Source organism: Citreicella sp. C3M06 (assembly GCF_018860705.1).
Classification (GTDB): Bacteria; Pseudomonadota; Alphaproteobacteria; order Rhodobacterales; family Rhodobacteraceae; genus Salipiger.
The window spans coordinates 107107-132884 of sequence record NZ_JAHKQA010000072.1; the positions used below are offsets into that span (position 1 = coordinate 107107).

The following is a 25778-nucleotide window of genomic DNA, read 5'->3' on the forward strand; positions in this document are numbered from 1 at the left end:
ACGCTGCGAATTTTGCGCGCCTCAGGCGATGGTGTCGCGGATCACGGTTTCGACCTTGGCCAGCAGAACCGCATTGTCGAATTTCGCCACGGCGGTGGCGCGGGCGGCGGCGGTCATGGCGCTGCGATCGCTCATGTTCAGCAGTTGCGTGATGCCGCTGGCAAAGCCCTGCTCGTCCCATTCATCGACGAGCAGGCCGTTGATGCCGTGTTCAACCGCCTCGGGGATGCCGGCGTGCCAGGTCGACAGGGTGATGCAGCCGCAGGCGAGCGCCTCTTGAATGGCGGTGGGCAGGCCTTCGGTGTTGCCGTTTTTGGCGGTGACCGAATGCTGAAGGAAGGTCTCGGTGGTGGTCAGATGCGCGCGCACCTGATCATGCGGCAAAGCGCCGGTAAAGGTCACCTGCGCGGCGATGCCAAGATCGGCGGCCATGGCTTTGCAGCTTTCGAGCAAGGGGCCATCGCCGATGAAGGTCAGATGCGCCTCGCGGCCCCTCGCGGCGCTGGCAAAGGCTCGCAGCGTCACCTGCGGCGCCTTTTTTTCCACCATGCGCCCGACGGCAAGGAACGAGCCGGGGGTCTTTGGCCCCGGGGTGAAGCGGCGGATATCAACCCCCGAGGGCACCACATGGGCGTTGGGGTGCGTCACCCCATGGGTGGCCAGATTGTCGAGTAGGAACTGGCTGACCGAAAACACCCCCGCGAGGCGCGGCATCATCCGCTTGTAGGCCCGCACGATCTGCTTTGAACGCAGGGCAAAGCTGGCATCGGTGCCGCGAAAATAGGTAAAGACCGGGATGTTCAGCGCGGCCCCGAGCTTGGCCACCACCAGCGCCTGCGTGCCGAATTCCGCAAGGATCACCTGAACCTGCTGCGCGTGCAGCCAGTCGGCAAGGCGCTGGCGATTGTCGCCAAAGGGCAGGCGGCCGGTGCCTTCGATTGCGGCGTTCCAGCCCATGGCAAAGGGCGCGCGCAGCTTGTCGGCGGTGCTGAGCGGCGCGCGGCGCACGAACAGCGGCTTGCCGAACGGGTCGGCGCCATTGAACCGCCCGGTCAGCACGCAGGTATCGCCGCCGAAGGCATGTTCGATATGGCGGTTGATGAAGGTCTCGCCGGGGACGTGAAAATCCGAGGTGACGATGCAGGTCTTCATGTGGTTGTCCCCTGTCTGGCGCGCCCCGTTCATGCCGTGCCAGGGCGGGGCGCGCAAGGGTCAGAGGCCCTCGTGGAATTCCGCGACAAGATGGGCGACCACCGCGCGCATCCGCGCTTCGCTGCCTTCGGGATAGGGCGCGGCGACGGCGCGCTGGCGGCTGGCCGAGGTTCCATTCTGCACGACGCTGTGGATGCGCTGGACTTCGGCGGTGCAGCCAAGCGCCTCGGCATCTTCGCCGATCAGCGCCAGAAGTTCCTCGGCAAGCTGGGCAAAGGGCACGATCGCCCCGGCGCCAAAATCGATCAGCCCTTCGGTGACACCATAGCGCTGCGCCCGCCAGCGGTTCTCTGCAACAAGGAAATTCTCGTAGATCCGCCAGCGCTGGTTGCGCCGCCGCAACCGCCAGAGCATCCGCAGTATGCATTGCACCAGCGCCGCCAGCATCAGCGTATCCTCGATGCGCGGCTGCACATCCATGATCCGGGTTTCCAGCGTGGGAAAGCGCGACGACGGGCGCATGTCCCACCAGATCTTCGAGCTGTCCTCGATCAGGCCGAGGTCGATCAGCGTCTGCACCGAGCGTTCGTAATCCTGCCAGCCAGAGAAATGCGGTGGCAGACCGGTGCGCGGCAGGTTGTCGAACACCGTCAGCCGGTAGCTGGCCAGCCCGGTGTCCTGCCCCTGCCAGAACGGCGAGGAGGTCGACAGCGCCAGCAGATGGGGCAGGAAATACACCGCCTGCCGCATCAGGTCGGCGCGCAGGGAGTCATCGTCGATCTCGACATGCACATGCATGCCGCAGATCAGCATCCGGCGTACCACCGCCGCCAGCGCGCGGCGCAGATCGTTGTAGCGATCCCTGTCGGTGTGCGATTGTTGCTTCCAGTCGGCCAGCGGATGGCAGGAGGCGGCAATCGGGGTCAGGCCAAAGCTTTGCGCATGACGGGCGACGGTGCGGCGCAGGTTTTGCAAATCGCTGCGGGCCTCGGCCACGTTGGCGCAGGGCAGGGTGCCGATCTCGACCTGACATTGCAGGTATTCGCGGCTGACCTGCGCGCCCAGATCAGCCCGACAGGCATCCAGCAGCGCCTCGGGCGCTTCGGCCAGCGCCAGCGTCTCGGCATTGACCAGCAGGTATTCTTCTTCGATGCCGATCCTGAAGGCGGGGTCTCGGGTTTTTTGTGGCATGGCGGTCCTCCCGGCGACAGAAGACCATCCGGGAGCCGTTGCGGCAAGCCTAGCGCGCGGCGCGCAGGAATTCGGCGATGGTGCGCTCGGGCTGTTCGATATATTCAAGCGCCGGGCCCTCAAGGCGGAACACATCCATCTGGTAGGGCAGCGCGTTGTCGGCGATCTGATGATACATGCGCGACGCACCATAGGCGAGATCGTCGGGCGCATAGCAGGCATAGCGCGTTCCCGGAAGCACGCGGCTGCACAGCCGCGATTCAACCCCGACCATCGACAGCGTCTGCAGGAAATCCGAAACCATGTCCTCGACCCGCGACAGGTCGGCAAGGATTGCCGTGCCGGGGCGCACATCGCTGGCACCCTGAAGGCGCTCGACCACCGAGATATATTCGGACGGGGTCGCGATCCCGGCGAAACGAAGGTAGGCGAGGTTCCGTCGCGGATAGAGGGTGAGTTCAATTGACATATGTGGTCTTGAGATCTTTTTAGCACGCTAAGGTGGTATTTATTAGCTCTTCACACTCGCCTTAGGTGTGTGACGCCTAGCGAAAGTCAAGCGGTTCAGCTGTCGGGCCGATTGCGCCCGGTGTTTTCCAGAAGGTCTGCGACACAGGTTTCGGGCAGTCCGAGCAGCGACAGCGCCTCTTGCTCGGATTGCTGGATCAGCGCGACAACGGCATCGAACCCCTCCCAGGATCTCAGGACCAGCTGCGCCAGTTCAAGGCCAAGGCGCGATGGCGCATAGTACACCATCAATGTCTGGGTGCCGCCGCTGCCGAACTGGTCGGCCTTGCGGGCCTGAATGGCCATCAGCCGGGTGAAGTCGCGTTCATACCCGGTGACGCCGGACAGATCGACGAATTGCTTTTGCCCCGGGCGCGCCTGCGGGTGCTGCATGTAGCGGCCGAACGCCTTCATCGTATCGTCGATCAGCGCGAAGCCTTCGTAACGAACATAGACCAGTCCCCGGTCGGCGAGGATGTGAAAGTCGATCGACATATGTGAAATCGCACCGGTGAACACAGGTAAGTCGGTGGCCAGGGCATCATGCTCCGGTGCATCCGATGGCCAAAGCTTTGGCGCGGGTTTCGTAATTTGCAAGTGTTTCGTTTGAAGGGCTTACGGAAAATTCCGGGCGTTGCCGATGCGCACTGCGCTGTCTGGTCGGGGCAACGCAAAAGGGGCGACCGACTGGCCGCCCCTTTGAATGTCTTGTCGATCAGGCGCGCAGCGCGGTCAGTCCATCGCCTTGAAGTTGAACTCGCCGCCTTCCTTGATCCCCGAGAACCAGCGCGCCGTGACGGTCTTGGTCTTGGTGTAGAAACGGAACGCGTCGGGGCCGTACTGGTTGAGATCGCCGAAGGCCGATTTCTTCCAGCCGCCGAAGGTGTGGTAGCTCAGCGGCACCGGGATCGGGAAGTTAATGCCGACCATGCCGACGTTCACCCGATGGGCGAAATCGCGCGCGGTGTCGCCATCGGCGGTATAGATCGCCGTGCCGTTGCCGTATTCATTGTCGATCACCAGCTCTAGCGCATCTTCGTAGGTTTCGGCGCGCACCTGCGTCAGCACCGGGCCAAAGATCTCCTGCTTGTAGATCTCCATGTCGGGGGTGACATTGTCGAACAGCGACGGGCCGACGAAGAAGCCGTTTTCATAGCCCTGAAGCGTGAAGTCGCGCCCATCGACCACCAGCGTCGCGCCAGCATCGACGCCCGAGGCGATGAGCCCTTCGATCCGCGACTTCGACGCGGCGGTGATGACGGGGCCGTAATCGACGTCTTCGCCGCCGGTGTAGGGGCCGACCTTCAGCTTGTCGATGCGCGGCAGCAGCTTTTCGACCAGCTTGTCGGCGGTTTCCTTGCCGACAGGAACCGCGACCGAAATCGCCATGCAACGCTCGCCCGCCGCGCCAAAGCTGGCCCCGACCAGCGCATCGGCGGCCTTGTCAAGATCGGCGTCGGGCATGATGATCATGTGGTTCTTGGCGCCGCCAAAGCACTGGGCGCGCTTGCCGTTGTTGGCGGCGCGGCCATAGATGTACTGCGCAATCGGGGTCGAGCCGACAAAGCCCACCGCCTGCACGGTGTCATTGTCGAGGATCGCATCCACGGTTTCCTTGTCGCCGTTGACCACCTGAAGCACGCCTTCGGGAAGGCCGGCTTCGATGATCAGCTCGGCAAGGCGCAGCGCGGTCGAGGGCACGCGCTCGGACGGCTTGAGGATCATCGCGTTGCCCGAGGCCAGTGCCGGGGCCATCTTCCACAGCGGGATCATCGCTGGGAAGTTGAACGGGGTGATGCCCGCGACCACGCCCAGCGGCTGGCGCATGGAATACAGGTCGATGCCGGGCCCGCCATTGTCGGTGTATTCGCCCTTGAGCAGGCTCGGCGCGCCCATGCAGACCTCGACCACCTCAAGCCCGCGCTGCACGTCGCCGCGCGCGTCGGGCAGGGTCTTGCCGTGCTCCATCGACACCAGCTCGGCCAGCTCGTCCATGTGCTCGTTGATCAGGGCGCCGAATTTCATCATCACGCGGGCCCGGCGCTGCGGGTTGGTCGCGCCCCATGCTTTTTGCGCCTCGGCGGCCTTGGCGACGGCATCGTTCAGTTCTTCGACCGTGGCCAGCGGCACCTTGGCGATGACTTCCCCGGTGGCGGGGTTGAACACTTCGGTAAAGCGGCCCGAGGTGCCCTTTACATGCTGGCCGTTGATGAAATGGGTAAGCTCTTTCACGTCCTGATGGTCTTTCATGGTCGGCTCCTGCGGTATTGGATCTGGCCATAGCCTAGTCTTGCGAAATTGCAGCGTACAGGGGTAATCAGGCAAAAGGGTTTTGCGTTTTTGCAAAGGTGAGGCGATGCGGGACAACTGGGACGATTTGCGGATTTTCCTTGCCGTGGCGCGTGGGGGCGGGCTTTCGGGCGCGGGCCGGGTGCTGCGGATGGACCCGGCGACCGTGGGGCGGCGGGTGGCGCGGCTCGAGGAAACGCTGGGCCAGCCGCTGTTCGTGAAAGGCCCGCAGGGCTATGCGCTGAGCGAAGCCGGAGCGCGTCTGTTGAGCCATGCCGAAAGCGCCGAGGCGGCGCTGGGGCTGGGCACGCAAGCCGTGCGCGGGGCCGGGACCGGCATGTCGGGGCAGATTCGCATCGGCGCCCCGGACGGGCTGGCCAATTTTCTTTTGCCGCAGGTCTGCGCGCAGATCGGCGTCGAAAATCCCGATCTGGAAATTCAGATCGTCGCGCTGCCGCGCATCGTCAACCTGTCGCGCCGCGAGGCGGATCTGGCCATCGGCGTGTCGGCCCCCACCGCAGGCCGGCTGGTGGTGCAGAAGCTGACCGATTACCGCCTGCATCTCGCGGCCTCCGAAGACTACCTTGCCCAGCACCCGCCGATCCGCAGCAAGGCGGATCTGAGCGCGCACCGGATCATCGGCTACATCCCCGATATGATTTTCGACAAGGAACTGGATTACCTGTCGGAAATCGGCATCGACCGGGTCGGTCTCGCATCGAATTCGGTGTCGGTGCAGTTTCACTGGCTGCGCCTTGGGGCAGGGATCGGCATGGTGCATGACTTCGCGCTGCCCGCGGCGCCGGGGCTGCGAAAGATCCTGGCAGAGGACATTTCGCTGAGCCGCAGCTTTTACCTGGTGCGCCACGCCGATGACCAGAGGCTGGGGCGGCTCGATACATTTGCCAAGGCTTTGGTGCATGGCGTGCGCCGCGAGTTGACCCGGCTTGAAGGTCTGAGTTGACAAACTTCCCCCGGGAGCCGAGCCTTCCATCAATACCAGAGCGATGGAGGAGTGCTCATGCAGGTTCAGCAGATTCTCAAGGACAAGCGCGAGGATGGCGTGTTCACGGTCGGCCCCAAGGCCACCGTGGCCGACGCGGCGCAGGTGCTTGCCGAGCGGCGTATCGGCGGCGTCGTGATCTCCGAAGACGGTCTGACCCCGCTTGGCATCCTGTCGGAACGCGATATCGTGCGCCGCCTTGCCGCCGAAGGTGCGGCTGTGTTGGGACAGTCGGTCGAGTTGCTGATGACAAAAGAGCTCAAGAGCTGCACCCGCACGGATGACAGCGACGAGGTGCTGCGGCGCATGACCGCAGGGCGGTTCCGCCACATGCCGGTGGTCGAAGACGGGGTGATGGTCGGGATCATCACCATCGGCGACGTGGTTGCGGCGCAGATCTCCGAACTGTCGATGGAGAAGGACGCGCTTCAGGGAATGATCATGGGCCACTGAGCGGCGAAGGCACCCGGAAGGGGTTGCAATCTTTGACGCAATATTGTTGCGTGCCGCAAAACGGCGGAGGGTCACCCCATGCGTATCGGTCTTTATCCCGGCACTTTCGATCCGATCACGATCGGTCATATCGACATCATCAGCCGGGCCACCGTTCTGGTCGACCGGCTGGTGATTGGTTGCGCGATCAACCGCGACAAGGGGCCGCTGTTCTCGCTGGAAGAACGGGTCGCGATGATCGAGGCGGAATGCGCCGTTCTGTCAGAGCGGACCGGAACCGAGATCGTGGTCCACCCGTTCGAGAACCTGTTGATCGATTGTGCGCGCGATGTCGGCGCACAGATCATCATTCGCGGCCTGCGGGCGGTCGCGGATTTCGAATATGAATTTCAGATGGTGGGGATGAACCGGGTGCTCGACAGCAGCGTCGAGACCGTGTTCCTGATGGCCGAAGCCCGTCACCAGGCGATTGCCTCGAAGCTGGTCAAGGAAATCGCCCGGCTGGGTGGCGACGTCAGCAAATTCGTGACGCCGCCGGTCTATGCCGCGCTACAGGAGCGGTTTGCCTGATCAGTTGCCGTAGACGGCGCGATGCGCCAGTTCGGCCTCGTGGCCGACGATGTCGCAATCGAACCGGGTCTTGGCCGGCAGGGTGTTGAGCGTGTGCAGCGTGCGGTGGTAGGCATAGCGGCGAAAAAGTGCGTTCAGTACGGACATGGGTGCTTTCCTTTAAGTCCAATGGCCGGTGCATCGGGCACCGGCCGGGTGCCTATGTGTCAGGCGCGGCCGTAGACGGCCAATGCGGCGATGCGGCGTGCATCGCCCGGGTTGATGTCCAGATCGAGCGCCACATCCAGCGGCATGCTGCGAAGCTCTCGCAGGGTGCGCAGGTATTTGACTCGACGTTCCAGACGGGATCCGAGGGTTTTCAAGAGGTGGTTCATGGTATTGCTCCGTGGCTCCTCCCTCGTTGCTGTTGGCGCTAACTTAGGGTTTGCTGCGGTGCAGCACAACTTCCCAGAAGGTCTTCCCGCCTTGCAAAAACTGCATGGCACGACGGGGTGTCGCGGGCTCTGGTTAAGACGTTTTTGCCGCACACGGCCGGATCGCCCTTGTATGCAAGGGCGTAAGGGGTTTGTTCATCCTTCGGCGTTAACCTTACGCCCATGAAAGACAGGAGTAGGGTGCCGCTCAAGGAGACAATTCATGGAAATTCGTTCGGGAACACCATCGCTGCGCCGCCACGCCATTCATGCCGTGCCCGCCGCCGCGCCGCCAAGCGCCGTTACCGTGCACCGCAGGCTTCCGCCACCGGCGCCCGTCACCACTAAAATGTTGCCATTGTGGAAAGCGGCGCGCGCGAGAGACCATGGCGCAACGCGCGGCTACGCCCTTGCAAGGACCATGCTGCAAGACGAATAAGGGCGAGGCCGCTGCCGGCCCCGCCCCTGAAAGCATCCAATTTGCCGGGCGCGCGCCCGGCGAGGGATCAGATCAGCTTGCCCATGGCGACAGCTGTGTCGCTCATGCGGTTCGAGAATCCCCACTCGTTGTCATACCATGTCAGGATGCGGACCATGGTGCCGTCCATGACCTTGGTCTGGTCCATGTGGAAGATCGACGAATGCGCATCGTGGTTGAAGTCGATCGAGACATTCGGCTTTTCGGTATAGCCCAGAACGCCTTTGAGCGGGCCGTCTGCGGCTGCCTTGATCGCGGCGTTGATCTCTTCGACGGTGGTCGGCTTGCTGGCTTCGAACACCAGATCGACGACAGACACATTCGGCGTCGGCACGCGGATGGCGACACCGTCAAGCTTGCCGTTCAGCTCGGGCAGCACGAGGCCGACGGCCTTGGCCGCGCCGGTCGAGGTCGGGATCATTGACATCGCCGCAGCGCGTCCGCGGTAGAGATCCTTGTGCATCGTATCCAGCGTCGGCTGGTCGCCGGTGTAGCTGTGGATCGTGGTCATGAAGCCCTTGATGATGCCGACCGTGTCGTTCAGGGTCTTGGCAACGGGCGACAGGCAGTTGGTGGTGCAGGAGGCGTTCGACACGATGATGTCGTCCGCGGTCAGCGTGTCGTGGTTCACACCAAAGACGATGGTCTTGTCCGCACCCGAGGCAGGGGCCGATACCAGCACGCGCTTCGAGCCGTTCTGAAGATGCAGCGCAGCCTTGTCGCGGGCCGTGAAGATCCCCGTGCATTCCAGCACCACGTCGACGTCGCCCCAGGGCAGGTCGGCGGGGTTTCGCTCGGCGGTGACCTTGATCGGGCCGCGCCCGGCGTCGATGGTATCGCCCGAAACCGTCACGGTCTGCGGGAAACGGCCATGGACGCTGTCGAATTGCAGCAGGTGGGCGTTGGTCTCGACCGGCCCCAGATCGTTGATGGCGATGACCTCGATATCGGTACGGCCCGACTCGATGATGGCGCGCAGCACGTTACGGCCGATGCGCCCGAAGCCGTTGATGGCGACTTTGACGGTCATTGGGAGACTCCTCGCTATGGTGAATTTGGTGTTTGCGGGCAAGTCATCAGGTTCGCGGTGACAAGTCAACCTGCCGTATCGACGCGGCGCGGGCTAGCGCCAGAACGCAACCCAATCGAGCAGGGCAAACAACTTGCGGCCAAGGAACAGTATGTGATCCGATCCAAAAAACCACGTGTCCAGCGCCAGCAGCGCGACGATCAGCAGGGCAAGCCAGATGGCGATCCGATTGGTCATGCCCCCTGATGCCAGAGCCCGGGGGGGCTGTCACGCGCCTTGTGCAGCGCCCGGAGCCATTGTTGCCCAAATCCCGTCAGGAATTCACTGGGTGAATCCAGCAAGATAGCTGGAAGGCGTGCGCAGTTGGTCCCCCGCGACATACAAGACCACGCACAGCTCGTCTTACAACGACAGCGCAGGCACCACATCCGTGGGTGAAGGCGAGTGGAATGCCCGCAAGCATGGCGGCTCCAAACGGCGCATCTGGCGAAAGAAATAAGTAGGGGAAGATGAAGAAACGCTTGAGGTTCGGACTGTCCGCCGCCCGGCAGGCGATTTGCATGGCAAATCTGCCGAAAGGAGAGATCACGATGGGCAACAGTGGTGACGCGCCGATGCTACCTGAGTTACTGGCCTAAATTCCACCCCATCAGTGACGGCAGACGGGCCTACGACACCCGCAAATGCCATGACGAAATCGCGGCACGCGGCGCTCATGCTGTCCTTCCGCCGCGCAAGGCTGCCGAGCCGTGGAAGCCCACGAGCGCCCGAAAGGATACCGTTGATGCCTCACGATACCAGCAGCGCGCACTCTGGCGACGCGGGAGCAGATAGCCCCGAAGACGCCGCGTGGAGACCAGACCTGTCGAGACATTGCGTCCGTCGTCCTGCTCGGTCAATGGAGGCACTGTATAAAGCTGCTGAGACAGCGCCTCAGGGCACCGGACTTCGTCCGCCAGGTCGCAGAAATCCAAATCCGTATCGCCGCGCTCAATCGGTATTCTGTGCTTGGCATAGCTGTCACCATGCCCGTAGGCCAAATCCGTCTGGGGAAAGGGACAGTTCGCCCTTCTCACGGTTTGAGAGACAAAGCCCCTGTACGGACGACCTCTGGGCGAAGCGCAGCCTCTCGGGTGGCAGCTGCACCGGGCCGCCTGTTTAGCCCCGGCCGGTTTGAGACGGCTGTTCTGGAAGGGGGTTGCGGCTAGGCCGCCGCGAAGGGCTTAGGGCTTTTTCCGACACTCTCTTCAATCTGGGATTCGTGGTGGTGAGGTTTCATTACGTTACAGACGTAGCACGCGCCCTGCCTTGTACCCATTTTCCGCAACTTCTCGGCGGCCAGTTCCAATGCCCGGAGCTTGTTGGCGCGTAAGCCGGGCCCGGCGATAGCTCTGTCCCTTCGTCAATATTTGCCACAGAAGGGTGGCTAGCTTTCAGGAGCGCCCGATCGCAAGACAATCTGGGCAATGGGTTGCCCGGAAAACCCACGAGCGGCGAGCTGATGACCACGTCACGCAGATATAGATGATGACGGCGCGCGACGGACCCGAGGCCCTTGCCGCGGCCTTGCAGGTCCGGTCATCGGAGGCGGCGCAGACGCGGATTCAGCCCGAAACAGCCCATCTGTTTGTAGGGCGAAGTGAACCGCACGATGCCGCCAATCGCCGCCATCCGTCCGGCTTTGATCCGCAGCCTGGTCAGCGGCATTCTAACGAAACAGACTGAGCGAAGGCTTGTTAGCTCACTCGCTACATGACGTTCGAAACGCCTGTGGCAGTTTGGGATGATCTCATCGTCTCACGGAACCGCCCGATCAACGCGGCCCGCCTGTCAGTGTAAGGCAAGCCGGGCGCTACGCCACTCTGGACCCCATCTTCGTTCCTGTCCTTCGATCAATGCTTGTCTTTCTGGCAGTTCGAAATGGATCGCCGCAGATTACTTTCCGCCGCAGCGTCGTTCAGCCGACAGTTTCGGGCCACAGACTTTCCAATCCAGCAACCAGCCGCCTCAGCGAGGCGGTGTAAAGCTGACTCCGACCATGTCCGATGTGTGGCCAGCCGACCCCGGATTATTTCAGGTCCTTCACATAGCGGCAGACGCGGGGCCCGGTTCATGGGACTGAAAATGATAGGATGATCATCTTTGGCTAGTGTGTTGAATATGCGGTATGTTGTGGCTTAGCGCGACCGCCGTGCCGCAGCGATCCAGATCAGAGCGAAGGCGAGGCTGGCGAGAGCGTTCCAGCTTGCCATCGACAGGCCGAGAAAGCTCCAGAGCACGTCGTCGCAGCGCTGGATCGCCATGTTCATGATCAGCTCAGCGGCCTGCGCTGGTGACATTTCGGTGATCGACTGAGAGCCAGTGCAGGAGGTGGGGCCTTGCCACCAGTCACGTTCGACCCCGGTGTGATACAGCCCGACCGCCCCTGTGCACAGCGCAGCTAGGGCCCCGGCGAGCGGCAGAAGCCGGCCACCGATGGCAAGCGCGGCAAGGCCGATACCCACGGCGGCAACATGCGGCCAACGCTGCCAGATGCACAGCTTGCACGGCGGCAGATCTTCGAAAAACTGGAAATACAGCGCCCCAAGCAGCACGGCGGCAGAGCCACCGGCTGCCAGAAGAACAAGGACCTTGCGATTGAGCATCACAGATATCTCGCGACGTAAAAGCCACCCACGAGAAGCAGCATGAAAAGGGTGAAGACAAGCCCGAGTCGGCGCTCGATGAAATCGCGGATCGGCGCACCGCAGGCGTAAAGCAGCCCGGCCACCACAAAGAACCGCAGCGCACGGGCGATGATCGCGGTGACGACGAACGTCCCCAGCGGCATCGCCGTCCAGCCCGACATGATGGTGATGACCTTGAAAGGAAACGGGGTAACCCCGGCGATCAGCACGGCCCAGAACCCGACATCGTTGAACCGCGTGTTGAACTCTTCGATGCTGTCGCTCTTTCCGAGCGATTCAAGGATCGGGCGGCCAATGCCTTCAAAGAAGAAATGCCCGATGCCATATCCGGCAAGCCCGCCCAACACCGATGCTGCGGTTGCAACCAGCGCGATCAGCCAAGCCCGACGCGGCGCCGCGAGCACCATCGGGATCATCAACACATCGGGCGGGATCGGAAACACCGACGCTTCGATGAAGGCGACGGCGGCAAGCGCCCACAGCGCTCGCGGGTGATCGGCAAGCGACATCGTCCAATCGTATAGGCGGCGCAGCATACGGAGGTCTCCACAAGGTTCGTCTTGCAGGAACCATGGAGACCCCCGAGGTGCAACCGGCGATTTCATGCCGGGCCACGGCGCTGCCGGCGCTGTATCGCTTCGGTCACTCGTCGGCGTCGTCACCATCTCGCAATTCAACCTCGCCAGTTGCAACGAGATCCCGGATCGCCGAAACGACCTGGTTCATGGCCAATTCGCCTTTCTTGGCGTTGACCGACAGGCCCGCTGCATCCTCCCGCAGACTTCCGGCCATGCGCTTTGACATATTTTCCAGCAGGAATTCGACAGATTTCATGTCGGCGTCAGACTTGGCGGCAGCGATCGCCATGGTCAGTGTTTCTGCGGGAACGTCGCGGGCGATCTTCGGAACGTCGATCTTCTTGAGCCGCTCAGCGATGTTGGCAAAGGTGAAGATCGCTTTGCGTACAGCTTCGGCGAAATCCTTATCGGTGGCGTCGAGCCCTTCGAGAAGTTCGTCGCGCTTGGCACTGTTGGCGTAATTCAGAATCGCCCCGACCCGCTGATCCGGTTTCTTTTCAAAAGCTTTCGCAGGCTCTGCGTCAAGCTGGGCGGCAAGGCTCAACCCGATGCGATCCACAGCCTCAGGGCTTACGCCGCCGGTCATCGAGATCGCATAGCTGATCCGGCGTGCACGATCGCCGGGCAGGCGGGCCAGCACCTTGGCGGCCTTGGAGGTTTCGATCATCGACATCATCACCGCAGCGATCTCCGTTGATTCGCCGCCGACCAGCTCTGCCAGACGATCTTCTTCCAGCTTGTTGATGCGCTCCCAAGGATCGCCGGTCTGGCGTACCCCCGCTTCCTTGCGCAGGCGGGCGGCAGTGCGGGGGCTGATCTTGCCGTCAAGGGCCGACAGCGCGCCGGCCATGTCCCCAGGAAAAGACATGCCGACGGAATCCAGTTCATCGGCAAATTCCTGGATGACCGTATTCAGGGTCTCGCGATCGACATAGCGCATTCGGCCCAATTGCTGGGTCAGTTCGCCTTGCAGATCGTCGGGCAGCGAGGACAACGGCACGTCGGCGCCCTCATTCAGCAGGAACTGAACGACGATGGCGGCCTTTGCGCGCCGGGTCAGCGGCGGGCGATTGAAAGCGGGCCCGGGCAGGGCCGCGAGGGGGGAAAGGCTGTTCATTTTAAACCGCTCCATTTCTTCCGTCCAAGGGTTACCCTGACGAGGTTAATGAAGCTTCACCTCAGCCGCGGATTTCCGCAGGCGCACCAACAAAAAAGGGCGGCACTGCCAAGCGCCGCCCCTTGTTACCGATTGGTCCGGATGATCAGCCCGAAACGACCTTGCAGCTATGGGTCGCTGAGTCGTAAACCGCACCCTCGGCGCAGGTCATTCTGGCGTCTTCATGCGCAGCGCAGGCCCACGCAAACGCGGGCGCCCAAACGAGGGCGATGGCGGTCAGTATTGCCTTGATCGTCATGGTGCGTCCTCCTGTCAGACTAAACGCAGACTATCATGATTCTACCGATCCGTGCAGAAAAGCCGTTCGGCTCCAAGCGCGGCCCGCCCCTTCATCTTGCCCTTAAACTCCGGGGGTGCGGGGGCTGGCCCCCGCTCGCAGTGTCAGCCTTCGCCGAACACCCGCCGGAAAATGGTGTCGACATGCTTGGTGTGGTAGCCCATGTCGAATTTCTCGTTGATGCCATCGACGCCAAGAGCTGTCACCACGGCGTCATCCCCCAGCAGCAACTCGCGGAAATCGAGCCGTTCCTCCCAAACCTTCAGCGCATTGCGCTGCACCATGGAATAGGCGTCCTCGCGCGATACGCCGGCCTGCGTGAGCGCCAGAAGCACCCGCTGAGACATCACCAGACCGGGGAACTTGTTCATGTTGTCCAGCATGTTCTGCGGATAGATGATCATCTTGTCGACAACGCCAGCAAGCCGGTTCAGCGCGAAGTCAAGCGTGATGGTCGCATCCGGCCCGATGCCGCGCTCGACCGAGCTGTGCGAGATGTCACGCTCGTGCCAGAGCGCCACGTTCTCCATCGCCGGGATCACCGTCATGCGCACCAACCGGGCCAGCCCGGTGAGGTTTTCGGTCAGCACCGGGTTCTTCTTGTGCGGCATCGCCGACGAGCCCTTCTGACCCATCGAGAAGAATTCCGCCCCTTCGAGCACTTCGGTGCGCTGCATGTGGCGGATTTCGATGGCGATGTTCTCGATGCTCGACGCGATCACGCCCAGCGTGGCAAAGAACATCGCGTGACGGTCGCGTGGGATGACCTGGGTGCTGATCGGCTCGGGGCGCAGGCCGAGCTTTTCGCAGACATGTTCCTCGACCGCCGGGTCGATGTTGGCGAAGGTGCCGACCGCGCCCGAGATCGCGCCGGTGGCGATTTCCCACTTGGCCTTTTCGAGCCGGTTCTTGTTGCGGTCCATCTCGGCGTAAAAACGCGCGAAGGTCAGGCCCATGGTGGTCGGCTCGGCGTGGATGCCGTGGCTGCGCCCGACGCGCACGGTGTCCTTGTGCTCGAAGGCGCGCTTCTTCAGCGCGGCGAGCACTTTGTCGACGCCGTCGAGCAGGATGTCAGCGGCGCGCACCAGTTGCACGTTGAGGCAGGTGTCGAGCACGTCGGAGCTGGTCATGCCCTGATGCACGAAGCGTGCCTCGTCGCTGCCGACATGTTCGGCAAGATGGGTCAGGAAGGCGATGACGTCATGTTTGGTCACAGCCTCGATCTCGTCGATGCGGGCGACGTCGAATTCTACATCCTTGGCTTTCCAGACCGCCTCGGCGTTTTCTTTCGGGATCACCCCGAGTGCGGCCATGGCATCGCAGGCATGGGCTTCGATCTCGTACCAGATGCGGAATTTGGTGGCGGGGTCCCAGATGGCGACCATTTCAGGGCGGGAATAGCGGGGGATCATCGGCGGTCCTCGGGATTGCGCTGGAATTGTGCGGGTCATAGGGCGGAAGGGGCCGCGCGGCAAGTGTGCAGGGGGCGTGATGGGCGCGGCGCGGTGCTGCACTGAACGCTCGCAGTGGGGGCCAGCCCCCACACCCCCGGGATATTTGCGGCCAGAAGAAGGGTGGGCGCGGGGTGCCTTTGGGTGGTTTTGGGGGCGGGGCAGCTGGTTGATTGCCGCATTGAGGCGCACAGGGCAGTATGGAGGACGGTACAGAGCGGCGTTCGCCGTGCGAAACCAGTTGCAGGGCCGCCGATTTTATGGGCTTTCGGTTCGGTATGCCGAAGTATTCATTTAACTCTCTGAAATATATAGATTAAATGTCTTGCTTTGGCGCGACGGGCCTGTAGGTTTCCATCAATCATATTGTCAGGACTGCCCCGATGCCGCCGATTCAGGATCACCCGCTGCGCTATCAGCTTGCCAACGAGTTGCACGCGCGCCCGTTTCCGTCTTTGAAGGCACCCTGCCGGGCGGTGTATCTTGCGATCAAGAAGGCGCAGGATGCCTCTTCTCGGGATCGGGCCAAGGATCTGGCGCATTTGATCGCGTTGCTCGATCGCTATGGCACGCAGCATCCGCAGCCGGGGGCGACGCATTTTACCGCGGCCATTGGGCAGCATGTGCTCAAATGGGAGCAGCACACGGAATTTGTGTCTTATACGGTGTTTCTTGCCGGGCTGGGCGAGCGGCCTTTCGATCCAGCGGATTTCGACGTGTTTCCCGATGACTGGCTGGAGAGCGCGCCGGGCGTGCGGGTGACCTCGGCGATGATCCGGATCTGTGAGCGGGCGGACCATGACGCCGACGTGAATCTTCTGGCGAACGCGTGGCTGGTCACCGAGAGCATGGCGGTGTCGTCGGTGCTGGATGATGCGATGATCGTGGCGGGGGATTTTCGCATCGATCAGGGCGGACATCTGCGGTTTGCCGTCTTCCCGCGGCGCGGGGTCGGCGAGCGACGGGTTGGCCGCGTGGTGCAGCGCCTGTGCGAGATCGAGACCTATAAGGCGATGTCGATGCTTGGCTTTACCCGCGTGCGGGCCATCGCTGGCCGGATGACCGAGATCGATGAGGAGCTTACCCGGCTGATGACCGCGATGACCCATGGCGATGCGCCCGAGGAAGAGACGCTGACGGCGCTGCTGCGGGTGTCGTCCGAGCTTGAGACACTCTCGGCGCAGACGGCCTTTCGTCTATCTGCGACAGAGGCTTACGAGGCATTGGTAACGCAGCGCATCGCGGTTTTGCGCGAAGAGCGGTGTGGCGGTCGGCAGACGTTTCGCGAATTCATGGCGCGCCGCTTTGATCCGGCGATGCGCACCGTCAAGAGCGCCGAGAAGCGGCTGGAGTCAATGTCGGCGCGGGCCGTGCGCGCGGGCGATCTGCTGCGCACGCGGGTCGAGGTGAAGCGCTCGGCGCAAAATCAGGATTTGCTGGAAAGCATGAACCACCGCGCCGACCTGCAATTGCGGTTGCAACATACCGTCGAGGGGCTGTCGGTGGTGGCGATCAGCTATTACGCGGTGTCACTGGTGGGATATCTGCTGTACCCGCTGGCGGATGTGATCGGCATGAGTAAGGGCATGCTGACGGCGCTGGCGGTGCCGCCGGTCGTGCTTGCGGTGTGGCTCGGGTTGCGCCGCATCCGATCTGCGGTTGAAAAGGACGGGCATCAACCACGGTAGAGATAGCCCAAAGCGGCCTCTGTTCCGAGGTCGATCTGGCTGCGCAGGAAGGTCAGGTCGTTTTTGGACAGCTGCGGCGGTGTTGCGGGGCGCGGCGCGACTGATGGCACAAAGCGCGCGCCAAGCCGTTTTGTCACCGGGCGGAACCCCTGCGGCGCAGGTGGCAGCGCCAGGCTCTGCTCGATTGCAGCGACGAAATCGCGCGGTGCGCCTTGCACCGCCTCGAGGCGACACAGGATCATCGTGCAGCCGCGGTTCAGAAAACTCAGCAACCCTTCGATCTTGGCCCGGCGCAATGCGAACAGATTGGCATAGGGCAGGCCGGTCAACGGGTGGCGATCCAGTTGCAAGGGTTGTCCGACGCCGCCAATCGTCTTGAGCGGCGGGAAATAGCGTTCACGGTCGGCGATGGTGGCCCATTCGGCGCGCAGGAAATCGGCGAATTCGAGCGCCTGCATCTGCGGCGGGCAATGCCACGGCTTGGCGTGCATCGAGCGCGCCCAATCTTCGGCGTGGCGGATCACGCAGACCGCCGCCGTATCCGCCGGGATCGCCGTCATATGGGGCAGGGCGTGTTTCCATCCCAGCGCCTCGGTCGGGACCAGCGCGGTGTTGCGGCCCAGTAATCGCTTGACGAAATTGGTTCCCGACGAGCGCTCTCCGAACACCTGAAAGCGGGTGATCGCGCCGCCATCATGGGCGATCTGCCAGCCGGTTTCTGGGAATGCCTCGGAAATCATGACCCTGCCTCACCGTCGATTTTCAGAATGTTACCCGCGCTGCGGCCTCTGGGCGATAGTCTTTCCGGCCCCTCGCGGCTAGAGTTCGTGTCAGCACGAGGCGTGCGCCGCTTCGTACCCGGGCAGGCGATGACACGAAAGAGATCTTGATGCAGAGCATTTGCGCGGCAGTCACCATGGTGCGGGACGATCCGGTCTTCCTGAAAACATGGGTGCGCTATTACGGCGACCTGCTGGGGCGCGAGAATTGCACCGTGGTCAACCATGGTCACGAGCCCGAGGTCGCCCGCATTGCCGAGGGTTGCAACCTCATCGGCATTCCCGGCGATCTGCACCGGAATTTCGACATGAAACGCTGGCGGCTGCTGAACGGGCTGGTGGCGGGGCTGCGCGGCTATTACCGCCATGTGATCGTTGGCGATGTCGACGAGCTGGTGGTGCTCGATCCCGAAGCCGGAGCTCTGCTGGACTGGCTGCGCGCACAGCCCGGTCGGCGGGTGCTGACACCGCTTGGGCTGGAGGTGATCCACCGCCCCGAGATCGAAACCGAGCCGCTGGGCGCGGGCATCCTTGGGGCGCGGCGCCATGTGCGGCTTGCGCCGCATTATTCAAAGCCCTGCGTGCTTTCGATGGGCACCAAGATCGCGCGGGGCGGGCATTTCACTCAGGCCGAAACGCTGCATGTGCCCGATCCGCTTTACCTGTTCCATCTGAAATTCTGCGATCTCGCGACCTATAGCGCGACGATGGACCGGCGCAATGCCATGACAGGCGCGGTCGGCGCGGGCGTTGAAGAGGCGGCCATCGGTCGACACTGGTTTGCCGAGGCGCGGGGCGAAGACCGAGCGGTGTTTGACCGCTTTGCCGGGCTCAGGATGCAGGACGGGTTCGATCTTGGCTGGGTGCGCAAGCGGATGAAGCGCAGCTGGAAACCCCGTGGCGATACGGGATTCTGGCAGTTCGACCGGCCGGAGTATGACCAGCAATATTGCCTGCCAGAGCGGTTCTTCGGGCTGTTCTGAACGCTCAGTAACCGCCGGTTGACGACACGAAGGCGATGTTGCCCAGATCGACAGGCATCTTGTCGGCAGCAGCAACGATCAGCGAGCGCGAGTTGGTGTCCAGCAGGCCGAAAGCCGCCTCGAAGACGCTGTCGGGCGTATAGACAAAGCCAGCGGCCAGCATCGCGCCAAACAGCAGCCCGCCAGAGTTTCCCTTTGTGGCCCCGCGCGTGCAGGCGAAAAGGTAACGCAGCAGATGCATCGCCAGCATCACTGCCGAGATCGCCAGCAACGCTGCCAGCCCGTAAAAGATGTAGTCGTGATACTGGGTGTCGAGCTTGCCGCGAAGCAGGCTTGTTTCGATGGAATCGCGGTTGCGGGCGACTGAGAGGCAGACAAAGGCCCAGCCGAAGCCAAGCAGCAGCGATACGAACGGGCGCGAAGGTGCTGGGGGCGTCGTCGAATCTGGTCTGCGGCTCGCTTGCACATAGCAGGGATCGACTCGCTTGATACGAGCCTGGAAATCATCCTGCGTCATCTTGCGGAAGGCATGTTTCTTCATCGGCTCTGTCCCTGTCACACTTCGAAGCGTCTTTGCGTTCCAACGTACCGGACCGGGCTTCGCATGGCTTGGCTCTGTCCGTCCCGGGCGGTGTCCTGCGGCAGCGCAGGTGATGACCACGTATTGAACGCTAGGAATGAAATATGGCGGGCATGTGGCCGATTGCGCCGAAGTCGCGGATTCACCGCGTTGGGTCCACTCGTTCTCTAAACCCTGTTAAAAATTGTACAGGCTCAAGGCCCTGAAGCGATTCAGCGTCGCGGCGCGCAGCCGCCGAGAAGGGCGAGCTTGGAATGCCGAAGGGCGGGATCGCTCCCGCCCTTGCACGATCGTCGCGACGCTGTGATGGATCAGCCCGCCATGGCAGCCAGAATGCGTGCCCAGCTGCGCGTGCCCTTGTGAAAGCTCTCAAGGTCGTATTTTTCGTTCGGAGAATGGATCTGGTCGTCATCCTTGCCCCAGCCGACCAGCATCGCATCCATACCCAGAATAGACTTGAAATAGCCCGCGATCGGGATCGAGCCACCACAGCCCGCATAGGCCGCCGGATTGGGCCATTCATCGGTCAGCGCGGCGCGCGCGGCCTCGAATGCGGGGTGCTCGGTCGACATCTGCGCAGCGGGCGAACAGCTGTGATCCTTCCACGCGATCTTGCAATCGGCGGGCAGCTGCGCCTCGACCCAGGCGCGAAAGTTCTTGCGGATGGCGTGGGGATCCTGCGTGCCGACAAGGCGAAAACTGATCTTGGCCGAGGCTTCCGACGGCAGCACCGTCTTGAACCCCGCGCCGGTATAGCCGGACCAGAGTCCGTTGATCTCGGCGGTGGGGCGCGCCCAGATCATTTCGAGCGGACTGACCGCCGCTTCCCCGGCGGGCTCGGACAGGCCGACATCACCAAGGAAGCGCTGATGGTCAAAACCCAGCCCTTCCCATTGCGCTTTCAGCTCGTTCGACAGCACCGGCACGCCTTCGTAGAGCTCGGGCACCTGAATGACGCCATTGTCGTCGAAGAGCTGCCCGAGGATGCGGGTCATCACCCGCGCCGGGTTCATCGCAAGCCCGCCGTACATGCCCGAATGCAGATCCTTGTCGGGGCCGGTGATGGTAAATTCCTCGCCCAGCAGGCCGCGCAGCATGGTCATGATCGCCGGCACGCGGGATTCGAACAGCCCGGTATCGCAGATCAGCGCCAGCTCGGCGTTCAGCTCGTCGGCGTTTTCCTTCATGAAAGGGATCAGCGAGGGCGAACCGCTTTCCTCTTCGCCCTCAAGGAAGAAGGTGATTTTGCAGGGCAGCTTGCCATGCTCGGCCTTGAAGGCGCGGCAAGCCTCGATAAAGGTCATCAGCTGGCCCTTGTCATCCGCTGCGCCGCGCCCGCGGATCACCTTGCCCTTGGGCGTGTCTTCGATCGCGGGATCGAACGGGTCGCGCTTCCACAGCGACAGCGGATCGACCGGCTGCACATCGTAATGGCCATAGAACAGGATATGCGGGCCATCGCCGTCGTAATGGCCCACCACCATCGGATGGCCCGGCGTCGGGCGTTTCGAGGCGCTCACGCCCAGCGATTGCAGGTCGGCCACCAGCCAGTCGGCGGCGCGGTCGCAATCGGCCTTATAGGCCGGATCGGTCGAAATCGACGGGATTCGCAGCAGTTCCAGAAGCCGTTCGGTGGCGGCGGGCAGGTCGGAATCGATCCGGGCGAGAACGGCATCGAGAGACATGGGGGGTCCTTTCACGGTCACTTTGGCGCGAGCCTAGCAGCGGCGCACGGGGTGTCCAGTACACCCCCTGCACGGCAACGTCACGACCACGAGACCAATCATCACCAGCCCGGCGACGCGTGTGCCGCAGATTCAGTCCGTGGCCGCTCCCCTGCGCCTTGGCGGGTGGGGCAATGCGTCTGTTGTGCGGTGGACAGAGCGTCGCATTGCCATCCTTAAGTCTTGATGCAAATCAAGGAGGGCGCGGCTAGAATGGCGATAAAGCGTGGACATAAAGATGTACGGACGTTATTTATTCACGACTGTGAATGCGGGACAAGCCAACCCGAAGACGCCGCACAACCAAAGACGACTGACAGACAAGAAGGTGCGGCCATGATCAACGAGGAGATGCCGGTGGATTACACCGCGAAGCTCGACGAAGCCCTGAACCGCCTGCACGACGAAGGCCGCTACCGCACCTTCATCGACATCGAGCGCAAGAACGGGCAGTTTCCTCACGCCACATGGCGCAAGACCGACGGCTCTGAAACGCCGATCACCGTGTGGTGCGGCAATGATTATCTGGGCATGGGGCAGCACCCGGCGGTGCTGGCGGCGATGCATGAGGCGATTGATGCCACCGGCGCGGGTTCGGGCGGCACGCGCAACATCTCGGGCACCACGGTCTATCACAAGCGGCTCGAAGCCGAGCTGGCCGATCTGCACCAGAAGGAAAGCGCGCTGGTTTTCTCGTCGGCCTACATCGCCAACGATGCCACGCTGTCGACCCTGCCGAAGCTCTTTCCCGGCCTGATCATCTATTCCGACGAGCTGAACCATGCCTCGATGATCGAAGGCATCAAGCGCAACGGCGGGGCCAAGCGGATCTTTCGGCACAATGACTTGGCGCATCTGCGTGAGCTGCTCGCGGCAGACGATCCCCGCACCCCCAAGCTGATCGCCTTTGAATCGGTCTATTCGATGGATGGCGATTTCGGCCCCATCGAAGCGATCTGCGATCTGGCCGACGAATTCGGCGCGCTGACCTATCTTGATGAGGTGCACGCGGTGGGCATGTACGGCCCGCGCGGCGGCGGCGTGTCCGAGCGCGACCAGCTCACGCATCGCATCGACATCATCAACGGCACGCTGGGCAAGGCATTCGGGGTGTTTGGCGGCTATATCGCGGCGTCTTCGAAAATGTGTGACGCCGTCCGCTCTTACGCGCCGGGCTTCATCTTTACCACCTCGATCCCGCCCGCCGTGGCGGCCGGGGCGGCGGCGTCGATTGCGCATCTCAAGGTTGATGCCACGCTGCGCGAGCGTCACCAGACCCAGGCCCGGATCCTGAAGACCCGGCTCAAGGCGATGGGCCTGCCGATCATCGACCACGGCAGCCACATCGTGCCGGTCATTGTCGGCGATCCCAAGCACACCAAGGTGCTGTCGGACATGCTGCTGGATCGCTACGGCATCTATGTGCAGCCGATCAATTTTCCGACAGTGCCGCGCGGCACCGAAAGATTGCGCTTTACGCCGTCTCCGGTGCATGGCGCAGCAGAGATGGATGTGCTGGTCCGGGCGATGGATGCGCTGTGGTCGCATTGCGCGCTCAACCGTCAGGAGATGAGCGCCTGATCCCCTCTCGCGGCTGATCTCATTGCCTCGAAAACAAGCCTTCTCCCGCTGGTGGAAGGCTTTTTTCTTGATTTGACAATATCTTTACAACCGCAGTTCACCAGATCGACAAACCCTCGATTTTTCCAGCTATTCATGCGGGTTGCCCTTGGTTGGCGCTAACGCCGCTGGCCGGGGGCAGGCTTTCGACATGTGCGGAACCACGCTTATGCGCGCCGTTGCTGTGTAAAACCAGTTGTGATGTGCTAACCTAATCTCAATAAGAAGCGCATCGCGAATCGCGCAGGCGTGATTGGGCGGCATTGGGACAGCGGTAATCGGGTTGAACGCATGATCGGGCGGAAATCCTCACGCAAGGCTGACGGCGCGGCCGTGGTTCGGCCTCGCGGCTTCGACGATTACTCGTTGAAGCTTGGTGATGTCATGCGCGGCGAACGTGCGACGATGGGCAAGTCCCTTCTGGATGTTCAGCGCGAGCTGCGCATCAAGGCAAGCTACATCGCAGCGATCGAGAATTGCGACCCTTCTGCTTTTGATACTCCGGGCTTTATCGCCGGTTACGTGCGTTCTTACGCGCGATACCTTGGCATGGATCCCGATGAGTGCTTCGGCCAGTTCTGCAATGAAAGCGGCTTCTTCGTTGCGCATGGCATGTCCGAGAAGGCATCGACCATCCGCAAGGCCTCGGTCGGCAGCGCCTCTGTCAGCGACATGCCGCGCCCGGTGGCGCGCGACCCGTTCCGCGATCCCAAGATGCCCTTCGTGCCGCGTGGCGACAGCCTGTTGTCGCGGATCGAGCCGGGGGCCGTTGGTTCGATGCTGGTGCTGATCGCGCTGATCGGGGGCATCGGCTATGGCGGTTACGCCGTTCTGCGCGAGGTGCAGCGGGTGCAGCTGGCCCCGGTCGATCAGACCCCGGTTGTGCTGAGCGAGCTTGATCCTCTTGAGGCCGCGACCCGCGCAGGCGAAGCGCCGGAGGATGAGATCGCTGGCATCGGCGCCTTTACGCCGCCCTCTGCCGAGGCGATGGATCGGCTCTATCGACCGCAGGCGCTTGATGTGCCGGTGCTGGTGGCGCGTGATGCGCCGATCTCGTCGCTCGATCCGTCGACGGTAGGGGTCTTTGCCAATCGCGGCTCTGCGCCCAAGTCTCTCGCCTCGCCCGATGGCTCGGAGCGTCTGGCGCAGGTTTCGGCTCCGGGGGAGGTGACGGTGGTTGCCGTGCGCCCGGCATGGGTGCGGGTGCGCGCCGCGGATGGCAGCGTGCTGCACGAAGGTGTGATGAACGCGGGCGAGACCTGGACCGTTCCTGCGGATCAGGCGGATGCCCAGCTCAACGCCGGGGAATCCGGCGCGGTGTACCTTGCCATTAACGGCCAGACCTACGGTCCGGTCGGCCCCGCTGGTCGCACCACCCGCGATCTGTCGCTGCAGCCCGACCTGCTGGCAGCGGTGCTGAGCCCCGCCGATCTGTCGAAAGATGCCGATCTGGACCGGATGCTTGCGGATCGCCCGCAGTTTGCCAGCGTGCAGGGCGTGCCCGGCCAGCCCAAGGTGCTGGAAGACGGCGCGCCCGGTGTGACGATGATCGCGGTACGCCCGGCTTGGGTGCGCGTGCGCGCCGCCGATGGTTCGGTGATCTACGAGGCGATCATGAACGCTGGCGACACCTTCAAACTGCCCGCCACCGAAGAGCCCGCGACCCTGCGGGTGGGAGAATCCGGCGCGGTCTATTTCGCGGTCAACGGCCAGACCTACGGTCCGGCTGGCAGCAGTGGCAAGGTCACCAAGAACCTCGCGTTGTCGGTCGACAACCTGACCAAGAGCTATCAGGTTGCGGATATCGCCCAGGATTCCGATCTTGAACGTGTGGTGGCAGAATTGAACAGCGCCGCCCTCACAGAATAGTCCAACCTGTCAGGCACCGCCCGAGCGAACGCGCATTTTCGCGAGTCTGACCTTGACGTAAAGGTGACGTCTCTGGTCTTGAGCCCGCTGGGGCGTTAGGTAGGGCCAAGAAAATACCCATCGTCCCGCGGAGGTCCTGCAGGTATGAGCCACAATCCCATTCGTCCATGGCGCAACATCGAGCGGCGCGCGTCGCGTCGCATCATGGTGGGCAATGTCCCGGTGGGCGGAGACGCTCCGATCTCTGTCCAGACCATGACAAACACCATCACCACCGATGTCGCCGCCACGGTGGCACAGGTGCAGCGCGCGGCCGACGCCGGGGCCGATATCGTGCGTGTTTCGGTGCCCGACGAGGCCAGCGCCAAGGCGCTGAAGGAAATCGTGCGCGAAAGCCCGGTGCCGATCGTCGCTGACATCCATTTCCACTACAAGCGCGGCATCGAGGCCGCCGAGGCGGGCGCGGCCTGCCTGCGCATCAATCCGGGCAACATCGGCAGCCCCGAGCGGGTGCGCGAGGTCATCGCCGCCGCCCGCGACAACGGCTGTTCGATGCGCATCGGCGTCAACGGCGGCTCGCTCGAACGCCACCTGCTGGAGAAATACGGCGAGCCATGCCCCGACGCGATGGTTGAATCGGCGCTCGATCACATCCGCATTCTGGAAGACAACGACTTCCACGAATTCAAGATCAGCGTCAAAGCCTCGGATGTGTTCCTGTCGGCAGCCGCCTACATGGGGCTGGCCGAGGTCACCGACAAGCCGATCCATCTGGGCATCACCGAGGCGGGCGGGCTGACCTCTGGCACCATCAAGAGCGCCATCGGCCTTGGCCAGCTGCTGTGGATGGGCATTGGCGACACCATCCGTGTCTCGCTCTCGGCCGATCCGGTCGAGGAAATCAAGGTCGGCTACGAGATCCTGAAATCGCTCGGGCTGCGGCACCGGGGAGTGAACATCATCTCTTGCCCGTCCTGCGCCCGGCAGGGGTTTGACGTGATCAAGACGGTCGAGGCGCTGGAACAGCGGCTGGAACACATCAAGACGCCGATGAGCCTGTCGATCATCGGCTGCGTGGTGAACGGGCCGGGCGAGGCGCTGATGACCGATGTCGGCTTCACCGGCGGCGGCGCGGGCAGCGGCATGGTCTACCTTGCCGGCAAGGCCAGCCACAAGATGAGCAACGAGCAGATGATCGACCACATCGTCGAAGAGGTCGAGAAAAAGGCCGCCCAGATCGACGCGGCAGAGATTCCATCCGAAGCCGCGGAATGACCAG

26 protein-coding genes and 1 pseudogene are annotated in these 25778 nt (G+C 62.8%); 10 read left to right on the plus strand and 17 right to left on the minus strand.

Going from position 1 to position 25778, the window contains the following annotated elements; all coding sequences use genetic code 11:
* Positions 1 to 21: 21 nt before the first annotated feature.
* The 5 genes from KO516_RS15440 to KO516_RS15460 form a co-directional block, all read right to left on the minus strand.
* Complete coding sequence (locus tag KO516_RS15440) at positions 22 to 1152, minus strand: glycosyltransferase (protein WP_216004676.1); 1131 nt, start codon at positions 1150 to 1152, stop codon at positions 22 to 24.
* 60 nt (positions 1153 to 1212) lie between these two features.
* A complete protein-coding gene (locus KO516_RS15445; protein WP_216004677.1) occupies positions 1213 to 2343 on the minus strand; it encodes a carboxylate-amine ligase in 1131 nt (376 codons plus the stop codon).
* A 49-nt stretch (positions 2344 to 2392) separates the two neighbouring features.
* A complete protein-coding gene (locus KO516_RS15450; protein WP_216004678.1) occupies positions 2393 to 2812 on the minus strand; it encodes a hypothetical protein in 420 nt (139 codons plus the stop codon).
* 95 nt (positions 2813 to 2907) lie between these two features.
* Positions 2908 to 3345, minus strand: coding sequence for a hypothetical protein (locus tag KO516_RS15455; protein WP_216004679.1), 438 nt, complete (start codon positions 3343 to 3345; stop codon positions 2908 to 2910).
* Between the two features lie 237 nt (positions 3346 to 3582).
* On the minus strand, positions 3583 to 5082 hold the full coding sequence (locus tag KO516_RS15460) for a CoA-acylating methylmalonate-semialdehyde dehydrogenase (RefSeq protein ID WP_216004936.1): 1500 nt from the start codon (positions 5080 to 5082) through the stop codon (positions 3583 to 3585).
* Between the two features lie 124 nt (positions 5083 to 5206).
* Here KO516_RS15460 and KO516_RS15465 point away from each other — a divergent pair, with 124 nt between their 5' ends.
* The 3 genes from KO516_RS15465 to coaD all read left to right on the plus strand — a co-directional run bounded on the left by KO516_RS15465 (position 5207) and on the right by coaD (position 7165).
* A complete protein-coding gene (locus tag KO516_RS15465; protein ID WP_216004680.1) occupies positions 5207 to 6103 on the plus strand; it encodes a LysR family transcriptional regulator in 897 nt (298 codons plus the stop codon).
* 57 nt (positions 6104 to 6160) lie between these two features.
* Positions 6161 to 6595 (plus strand): CBS domain-containing protein, encoded by a 435-nt coding sequence (locus KO516_RS15470; protein WP_216004681.1) that lies wholly within the window; start codon positions 6161 to 6163, stop codon positions 6593 to 6595.
* Between the two features lie 78 nt (positions 6596 to 6673).
* Positions 6674 to 7165 carry a pantetheine-phosphate adenylyltransferase gene (gene coaD, locus KO516_RS15475; RefSeq protein WP_216004682.1) on the plus strand — a complete coding sequence of 164 codons (492 nt, stop codon included), beginning with the start codon at positions 6674 to 6676 and terminating at the stop codon, positions 7163 to 7165.
* On the opposite strand, the gene KO516_RS15480 is transcribed toward coaD, so the two are convergent.
* Entirely contained in the window at positions 7166 to 7312 is a 147-nt protein-coding gene (locus tag KO516_RS15480; protein WP_216004683.1) for a glyceraldehyde-3-phosphate dehydrogenase, read from the minus strand.
* 59 nt (positions 7313 to 7371) lie between these two features.
* Complete coding sequence (locus KO516_RS15485; RefSeq protein WP_216004684.1) at positions 7372 to 7539, minus strand: hypothetical protein; 168 nt, start codon at positions 7537 to 7539, stop codon at positions 7372 to 7374.
* Between the two features lie 262 nt (positions 7540 to 7801).
* Here KO516_RS15485 and KO516_RS15490 point away from each other — a divergent pair, with 262 nt between their 5' ends.
* Positions 7802 to 8017, plus strand: a complete 216-nt coding sequence (locus tag KO516_RS15490; RefSeq protein ID WP_216004685.1) for a hypothetical protein — start codon at positions 7802 to 7804, stop codon at positions 8015 to 8017.
* 67 nt (positions 8018 to 8084) lie between these two features.
* Here KO516_RS15490 and gap read toward each other — a convergent pair whose 3' ends face one another.
* Together gap and KO516_RS15500 are read right to left on the minus strand one after the other, a co-directional pair.
* A complete protein-coding gene (gap, locus tag KO516_RS15495) occupies positions 8085 to 9086 on the minus strand; it encodes a type I glyceraldehyde-3-phosphate dehydrogenase (protein ID WP_216004686.1) in 1002 nt (333 codons plus the stop codon).
* A 93-nt stretch (positions 9087 to 9179) separates the two neighbouring features.
* On the minus strand, positions 9180 to 9323 hold the full coding sequence (locus KO516_RS15500) for a hypothetical protein (RefSeq protein WP_216004687.1): 144 nt from the start codon (positions 9321 to 9323) through the stop codon (positions 9180 to 9182).
* A gap of 172 nt (positions 9324 to 9495) precedes the next feature.
* Between KO516_RS15500 and KO516_RS24330 the strand changes: the two are divergent.
* Positions 9496 to 10123: pseudogene (locus tag KO516_RS24330) on the plus strand (transposase); the annotation flags it as partial.
* 1140 nt (positions 10124 to 11263) lie between these two features.
* Here the strand turns inward: KO516_RS24330 and KO516_RS15505 are convergent.
* The 5 genes from KO516_RS15505 to purB all read right to left on the minus strand — a co-directional run bounded on the left by KO516_RS15505 (position 11264) and on the right by purB (position 15217).
* Positions 11264 to 11731, minus strand: coding sequence for a disulfide bond formation protein B (locus KO516_RS15505; RefSeq protein ID WP_216004688.1), 468 nt, complete (start codon positions 11729 to 11731; stop codon positions 11264 to 11266).
* Positions 11731 to 12309 carry a YqaA family protein gene (locus KO516_RS15510; protein WP_216004689.1) on the minus strand — a complete coding sequence of 193 codons (579 nt, stop codon included), beginning with the start codon at positions 12307 to 12309 and terminating at the stop codon, positions 11731 to 11733. Before KO516_RS15510 ends, KO516_RS15505 begins: the two co-directional genes overlap by 1 nt.
* Before the next feature lie 106 nt (positions 12310 to 12415).
* The gene (locus tag KO516_RS15515) at positions 12416 to 13468 is read right to left on the minus strand and encodes a flagellar motor switch protein FliG (RefSeq protein ID WP_216004690.1); all 1053 of its coding nucleotides are present in this window, start codon (positions 13466 to 13468) and stop codon (positions 12416 to 12418) included.
* Positions 13469 to 13613: 145 nt separating this feature from the next.
* Positions 13614 to 13766 (minus strand): adenylosuccinate lyase, encoded by a 153-nt coding sequence (locus KO516_RS15520; RefSeq protein WP_216004691.1) that lies wholly within the window; start codon positions 13764 to 13766, stop codon positions 13614 to 13616.
* A 143-nt stretch (positions 13767 to 13909) separates the two neighbouring features.
* Positions 13910 to 15217 carry an adenylosuccinate lyase gene (purB, locus tag KO516_RS15525; RefSeq protein ID WP_216004692.1) on the minus strand — a complete coding sequence of 436 codons (1308 nt, stop codon included), beginning with the start codon at positions 15215 to 15217 and terminating at the stop codon, positions 13910 to 13912.
* A 422-nt stretch (positions 15218 to 15639) separates the two neighbouring features.
* Between purB and KO516_RS15530 the strand changes: the two genes are divergently transcribed.
* Positions 15640 to 16944 (plus strand): DUF3422 family protein, encoded by a 1305-nt coding sequence (locus tag KO516_RS15530; RefSeq protein ID WP_216004693.1) that lies wholly within the window; start codon positions 15640 to 15642, stop codon positions 16942 to 16944.
* Here KO516_RS15530 and KO516_RS15535 read toward each other — a convergent pair.
* Positions 16932 to 17684, minus strand: coding sequence for a hypothetical protein (locus tag KO516_RS15535; protein ID WP_216004694.1), 753 nt, complete (start codon positions 17682 to 17684; stop codon positions 16932 to 16934). The two genes, KO516_RS15530 and KO516_RS15535, sit on opposite strands and share 13 nt — an antisense overlap.
* 149 nt (positions 17685 to 17833) lie before the next feature.
* Here KO516_RS15535 and KO516_RS15540 point away from each other — a divergent pair, with 149 nt between their 5' ends.
* Entirely contained in the window at positions 17834 to 18706 is an 873-nt protein-coding gene (locus KO516_RS15540; RefSeq protein ID WP_216004695.1) for a glycosyltransferase family 2 protein, read from the plus strand.
* A 4-nt stretch (positions 18707 to 18710) separates the two neighbouring features.
* Here KO516_RS15540 and KO516_RS15545 read toward each other — a convergent pair whose 3' ends face one another.
* Positions 18711 to 19247, minus strand: coding sequence for a hypothetical protein (locus KO516_RS15545; RefSeq protein WP_252737635.1), 537 nt, complete (start codon positions 19245 to 19247; stop codon positions 18711 to 18713).
* A gap of 350 nt (positions 19248 to 19597) precedes the next feature.
* Positions 19598 to 20971: a M20/M25/M40 family metallo-hydrolase gene (locus KO516_RS15550; protein ID WP_216004696.1), complete on the minus strand. Its 1374-nt coding sequence runs from the start codon at positions 20969 to 20971 to the stop codon at positions 19598 to 19600.
* 396 nt (positions 20972 to 21367) lie between these two features.
* Here KO516_RS15550 and hemA point away from each other — a divergent pair, with 396 nt between their 5' ends.
* The 3 genes from hemA (at position 21368) to ispG (ending at position 25774) form a co-directional block, all read left to right on the plus strand.
* Entirely contained in the window at positions 21368 to 22591 is a 1224-nt protein-coding gene (gene hemA, locus KO516_RS15555) for a 5-aminolevulinate synthase (RefSeq protein ID WP_216004938.1), read from the plus strand.
* Between the two features lie 330 nt (positions 22592 to 22921).
* On the plus strand, positions 22922 to 24499 hold the full coding sequence (locus tag KO516_RS15560; protein ID WP_216004697.1) for a helix-turn-helix domain-containing protein: 1578 nt from the start codon (positions 22922 to 22924) through the stop codon (positions 24497 to 24499).
* Between the two features lie 144 nt (positions 24500 to 24643).
* Positions 24644 to 25774 (plus strand): flavodoxin-dependent (E)-4-hydroxy-3-methylbut-2-enyl-diphosphate synthase, encoded by a 1131-nt coding sequence (ispG, locus tag KO516_RS15565; protein WP_216004698.1) that lies wholly within the window; start codon positions 24644 to 24646, stop codon positions 25772 to 25774.
* Positions 25775 to 25778: the final 4 nt, after the last annotated feature.

Bases quoted from the DNA above. Each gene is read 5' to 3' on its own strand.
- KO516_RS15440 (WP_216004676.1), bottom strand. From the start codon at position 1,152: ATGAAGACCTGCATCGTCACCTCGGATTTTCACGTCCCCGGCGAGACC.
- KO516_RS15445 (WP_216004677.1), bottom strand. From the start codon at position 2,343: ATGCCACAAAAAACCCGAGACCCCGCCTTCAGGATCGGCATCGAAGAA.
- KO516_RS15450 (WP_216004678.1), bottom strand. From the start codon at position 2,812: ATGTCAATTGAACTCACCCTCTATCCGCGACGGAACCTCGCCTACCTT.
- KO516_RS15455 (WP_216004679.1), bottom strand. From the start codon at position 3,345: ATGTCGATCGACTTTCACATCCTCGCCGACCGGGGACTGGTCTATGTT.
- KO516_RS15465 (WP_216004680.1), top strand. From the start codon at position 5,207: ATGCGGGACAACTGGGACGATTTGCGGATTTTCCTTGCCGTGGCGCGT.
- KO516_RS15470 (WP_216004681.1), top strand. From the start codon at position 6,161: ATGCAGGTTCAGCAGATTCTCAAGGACAAGCGCGAGGATGGCGTGTTC.
- coaD (WP_216004682.1), top strand. From the start codon at position 6,674: ATGCGTATCGGTCTTTATCCCGGCACTTTCGATCCGATCACGATCGGT.
- KO516_RS15480 (WP_216004683.1), bottom strand. From the start codon at position 7,312: ATGTCCGTACTGAACGCACTTTTTCGCCGCTATGCCTACCACCGCACG.
- KO516_RS15485 (WP_216004684.1), bottom strand. From the start codon at position 7,539: ATGAACCACCTCTTGAAAACCCTCGGATCCCGTCTGGAACGTCGAGTC.
- KO516_RS15490 (WP_216004685.1), top strand. From the start codon at position 7,802: ATGGAAATTCGTTCGGGAACACCATCGCTGCGCCGCCACGCCATTCAT.
- gap (WP_216004686.1), bottom strand. From the start codon at position 9,086: ATGACCGTCAAAGTCGCCATCAACGGCTTCGGGCGCATCGGCCGTAAC.
- KO516_RS15500 (WP_216004687.1), bottom strand. From the start codon at position 9,323: ATGACCAATCGGATCGCCATCTGGCTTGCCCTGCTGATCGTCGCGCTG.
- KO516_RS15505 (WP_216004688.1), bottom strand. From the start codon at position 11,731: ATGCTCAATCGCAAGGTCCTTGTTCTTCTGGCAGCCGGTGGCTCTGCC.
- KO516_RS15510 (WP_216004689.1), bottom strand. From the start codon at position 12,309: ATGCTGCGCCGCCTATACGATTGGACGATGTCGCTTGCCGATCACCCG.
- KO516_RS15515 (WP_216004690.1), bottom strand. From the start codon at position 13,468: ATGAACAGCCTTTCCCCCCTCGCGGCCCTGCCCGGGCCCGCTTTCAAT.
- KO516_RS15520 (WP_216004691.1), bottom strand. From the start codon at position 13,766: ATGACGATCAAGGCAATACTGACCGCCATCGCCCTCGTTTGGGCGCCC.
- purB (WP_216004692.1), bottom strand. From the start codon at position 15,217: ATGATCCCCCGCTATTCCCGCCCTGAAATGGTCGCCATCTGGGACCCC.
- KO516_RS15530 (WP_216004693.1), top strand. From the start codon at position 15,640: ATGCCGCCGATTCAGGATCACCCGCTGCGCTATCAGCTTGCCAACGAG.
- KO516_RS15535 (WP_216004694.1), bottom strand. From the start codon at position 17,684: ATGATTTCCGAGGCATTCCCAGAAACCGGCTGGCAGATCGCCCATGAT.
- KO516_RS15540 (WP_216004695.1), top strand. From the start codon at position 17,834: ATGCAGAGCATTTGCGCGGCAGTCACCATGGTGCGGGACGATCCGGTC.
- KO516_RS15545 (WP_252737635.1), bottom strand. From the start codon at position 19,247: ATGAAGAAACATGCCTTCCGCAAGATGACGCAGGATGATTTCCAGGCT.
- KO516_RS15550 (WP_216004696.1), bottom strand. From the start codon at position 20,971: ATGTCTCTCGATGCCGTTCTCGCCCGGATCGATTCCGACCTGCCCGCC.
- KO516_RS15560 (WP_216004697.1), top strand. From the start codon at position 22,922: ATGATCGGGCGGAAATCCTCACGCAAGGCTGACGGCGCGGCCGTGGTT.
- ispG (WP_216004698.1), top strand. From the start codon at position 24,644: ATGAGCCACAATCCCATTCGTCCATGGCGCAACATCGAGCGGCGCGCG.